General features: G+C 54.2%; 4 protein-coding genes and 1 pseudogene. 4 read left to right on the top strand and 1 reads right to left on the bottom strand.

From position 1 onward, the window contains the following. Positions 1–49 precede the first annotated feature (49 nt). The gene (locus HMPREF9538_RS13360) at positions 50–991 is read right to left on the bottom strand and encodes a LacI family DNA-binding transcriptional regulator (protein ID WP_002923154.1); all 942 of its coding nucleotides are present in this window, start codon (positions 989–991) and stop codon (positions 50–52) included. Between the two features lie 293 nt (positions 992–1284). Between HMPREF9538_RS13360 and HMPREF9538_RS13355 the strand changes: the two genes are divergently transcribed. From HMPREF9538_RS13355 to HMPREF9538_RS13340, 4 genes and pseudogenes are all read left to right on the top strand, one after another. After that, entirely contained in the window at positions 1285–1599 is a 315-nt protein-coding gene (locus HMPREF9538_RS13355; protein ID WP_004145041.1) for a PTS sugar transporter subunit IIB, read from the top strand. A gap of 11 nt (positions 1600–1610) precedes the next feature. Further along, positions 1611–2933, top strand: coding sequence for a PTS cellobiose transporter subunit IIC (locus HMPREF9538_RS13350; RefSeq protein ID WP_002923156.1), 1323 nt, complete (start codon positions 1611–1613; stop codon positions 2931–2933). Between the two features lie 97 nt (positions 2934–3030). Continuing rightward, entirely contained in the window at positions 3031–3333 is a 303-nt protein-coding gene (locus HMPREF9538_RS13345; protein ID WP_002923158.1) for a PTS lactose/cellobiose transporter subunit IIA, read from the top strand. Positions 3334–3477: 144 nt separating this feature from the next. Next, positions 3478–3705, top strand: a pseudogene (locus HMPREF9538_RS13340) (hypothetical protein); the annotation flags it as partial.

The following is a 3705-nucleotide window of genomic DNA, read 5'->3' on the forward strand; positions in this document are numbered from 1 at the left end:
AAAAACCCCCCCGCGGGGGGGGGGGGGGGGGTCAGGGCAAGAGCAGCGTTTAGTGCTTCGGAATAATTAAATCGCCGCGCAGCGGGCTGCCGCCCGGGTTGTCCGTTTTCTCGGTCAGCCAGTTGACGATCCGCGACGCCATCGCGTCCATGGAATATTCAATCGCCGGGATAGTCGGGATACCGGGCAGCTGTAACGATCCGGCGAGGCTAAACACCATGACATTTTGCGGAACGGCGCGGTTAAACGCCTGCAGCTGCGGCACCACGCGCTGCGCCTGCTGTTCATCGCTCACCAGCAGCGCGTTAAAGTTCAGCGTCGTGGCGTTATTGACCAGCTCCTGCACCGCCACCGACGGCGAGGTGTTATCCAGAAACACCAGGTTGCGATTAAACGGCAAAAAGTTTTTTTCCAGCGCGTGCTTGTAGCCCAGCAGCACCTGGTCGGCAAAGCCGCTGCTCTGCGGATGAATCAGCGCAATCTGCCGTCTCCCCTGGCTAATCAGATAGTGACAGGCGGTTTCGGCGGCGAAAGCATGATCGAACTGAATACTGTTGTCGCCTTCGCTATCGAGGCAGTCCACCAGCACCACGTCCGGGCGGTTAATATTCAGAGGAAAACGCGCGCCGATGATCAGCACGTTATCGCACAGCCCGCAGGTCAACTCCTCCAGAGAGTTCATCACGCCGTGGCTGGTGTTGGCGAAGCGCAGCAGCAGGTGTTTCTGGTGCTGGCTGAGCTGTTTTTCCAGGGCGTAGAGATAGCTGGTGGTTTGATTGATGTTGTCCTGGGCGCAGATGACGCCGATGCAGCCGGTGGACTGGCTGAGTAACGACTGGGCTATCATGTTTGGCCGGTAATTGAGCGCTTCCGCCGCCTGCAGCACCGCCTGACGACTGGCTTCCTTCACGCCACGTGAGCCGCTCAACACTCGCGACACCGTGGCTTTGGAAACCCCGGCAAGTCGTGAAACATCATTGATTGTCGACATCATTTTCCCCTGCGCGGGCGCCGCGTCCCGCCAAAATCCTGTAAACCTGAATCGCTTCAATTATGACCAGCGCAGTATATCCATTTCGCCATTTGTTTGGAAACCGATTTTCCATTTCAGCGCAAAACATCGCCAAATCGACAGAATAATGTGAGCGAAATCCAATAAATCCGCCCTATAAGCAGGAGATCTTGACCACTATCACAGTTCTGCTTTTTATAAATGGAAACCGGTTTCCGTCTGATATCAAATCACCCACGCAATAACTTTTTACATTTTGAGGATGGTCGTCGATGTACAAGATTATGCTGTGCTGCTCTGCCGGGATGTCCACCAGTCTGCTGGTCAGAAAGATGGTTGAGGCGGCGAATGAACGTGACCTGCCGGTGCAGATTGACGCCTATGGCGTTTCCGAATTTGACATGCAGTTTCCGCAGTATCAGGTGGTGTTGCTTGGCCCCCAGGTGAAATACATGTTGAAAACCCTGTCTGACAAAGCGGCTTCCCTGAACATTCCCGTTCAGCCCATCGATACGATGGACTACGGTATGCAGCGGGGAGACAACGTCCTGAATTATGCTCTGTCGCTGATCCCAGCGGCGCACTGAGAGGTGTTGAAATGAGTTCTCTGTATCAGTCCATGATTGCCGTGATCGAGCAATCTATTACTCCGCTGGCAGGACGCCTTGGGCAGCAGAAATACGTTATCGCTATCCGCGATGGCTTCACTGCCGCCTTGCCGTTTATGATCATCGGCTCTTTCATGCTGGTATTTATCTTTCCGCCGTTTTCACCCGATACCACCAACGGCTTTGCCCGCGGCTGGCTTGATTTCTCCCAGCACTACCGCGAACAGCTGATGCTGCCGTTTAACCTCAGCATGGGCGTGATGACCTTCTTTATCTCGGTCGGCATTGGCGCCAGCCTCGGTCGTCAGTTTCAGCTCGATCCGGTGATGTCCGGTCTGCTGGCGTTTATGGCTTTCCTGCTGGTCGCCGCACCCTATGCCGATGGCAAAATTTCCACTCAGTATCTGTCCGGTCAGGGCATTTTCACCGCGCTGATCACCGCCATCTACTCCACCCGCGTTTACGCGTGGCTGAAGCAAAACAACATTACGATTCGTCTGCCGAAAGAGGTCCCCACCGGCGTCGCCCGTTCGTTTGAAATCCTGATCCCGGTGCTGGTGGTTATTGCGACTCTGCATCCGCTGAATCTGTTTATCGAAGCGCAGACCGGGATGATCCTGCCGCAGGCGATCATGCATCTGCTGGAGCCGCTGGTTTCCGCCTCCGACTCGCTGCCGGCGATTTTGCTCTCTGTTCTGATGTGCCAGATTTTCTGGTTCGCCGGTATCCACGGCTCGCTGATTGTTACCGGCATTATGAACCCGTTCTGGATGGCCAACCTGTCGGCAAACCAGGCGGCGCTGGCGGCTGGCACGGTACTGCCGCACGTCTACCTGCAGGGCTTCTGGGATCACTATCTGCTGATTGGCGGCGTCGGTTCTACCCTGCCGCTGGCCTTCCTGCTGCTGCGTAGCCGGGCCACCCATCTGCGCACCATCGGCAAGATGGGCATCGTGCCGAGCTTCTTTAATATCAACGAGCCGATTCTGTTCGGGGCGCCGATCATCATGAACCCGATGATGTTTATCCCCTTCGTCTGCGTACCGATGGTCAACGCGGTGCTGGCTTACGGCGCGACGCGTCTTGGCTGGCTGAGCCAGGTGGTCTCGCTGACGCCGTGGACTACGCCGGCCCCAATTGGCGCGTCGTGGGCGGCTAACTGGACCCTGAGCCCGGTGGTGATGTGTCTCATCTGCATGGTGATGTCGGCGGTCATTTACCTGCCGTTCCTGCGCGCTTATGAACGTTCCTTAATGAAAACCGAAGTTGAGAAAGCCAAAAATAGCGTTCCGGTAGCAGAAACCGTTAGCTAATCCCTCTCCTTCCGGAGAGATAATAAGATGACAGCGTAATAATGCAGAAAATGGACTTTCACTGCATTATTAAATAATAAATACCTCAGGAATACACATGATTGAATTAGAAGATGCGGTAATGGAAATTATCGTTAATGCGGGACAGTCACGCTCATTATGTTTTGAAGCGCTGCATGCGGCCCGAACCGGAAATATCGACGAAGCGCGCTTACTCTTAAACGAGGCCGACGGCTACGCCCGCCGGGCGCATCAGATGCAAACCCAGCTCATCGGGCAGGATGCCGGTGAAGCGCGTCAGCCCATGACGCTGATTATGGTACATGCCCAGGATCATTTGATGAATTCGCTGCTGGCCCGCGAGTTCTCAGAAGAATTAATCCATCTGTACCAGCGTTAATTAATATGGAATAACGTTAGCGAGAATATTATTCTCCGGCGTCGCTGTACCCTAAAAAACAAATCAGCTTATTTTGGCTATTTATTCTAGCCAGAATGGGATGGTTATTATCTGAAATATATTAATTATTAAAGCGAGATAACCATGAATACTGTAAAAAAACTGCCTTTAGCCATGGCGGTGGTCGCCGCGCTGTGCCCAATTTCTGTCATGGCGCAAGAATTTACGCAGGAACAGATCGACGCCATCGTCGCCAAAGCCGTTGATAAAGCGCTGGCCGACCGCCAGGCAAAAATCGACGCCGCGGCCAACAAAAAGGTCGACGTGATTACTAACCCGGAAACCACCGCCGCCTCGCCGGATATGGCCATT

Source organism: Klebsiella sp. MS 92-3 (genome assembly GCF_000195655.1).
GTDB classification, from domain to species: Bacteria; Pseudomonadota; Gammaproteobacteria; order Enterobacterales; family Enterobacteriaceae; genus Klebsiella; species Klebsiella pneumoniae.

Coding starts and splice junctions, on each gene's coding strand:
- HMPREF9538_RS13360 (WP_002923154.1), bottom strand. CDS start 991: ATGTCGACAATCAATGATGTTTCACGACTTGCCGGGGTTTCCAAAGCC.
- HMPREF9538_RS13355 (WP_004145041.1), top strand. CDS start 1,285: ATGTACAAGATTATGCTGTGCTGCTCTGCCGGGATGTCCACCAGTCTG.
- HMPREF9538_RS13350 (WP_002923156.1), top strand. CDS start 1,611: ATGAGTTCTCTGTATCAGTCCATGATTGCCGTGATCGAGCAATCTATT.
- HMPREF9538_RS13345 (WP_002923158.1), top strand. CDS start 3,031: ATGATTGAATTAGAAGATGCGGTAATGGAAATTATCGTTAATGCGGGA.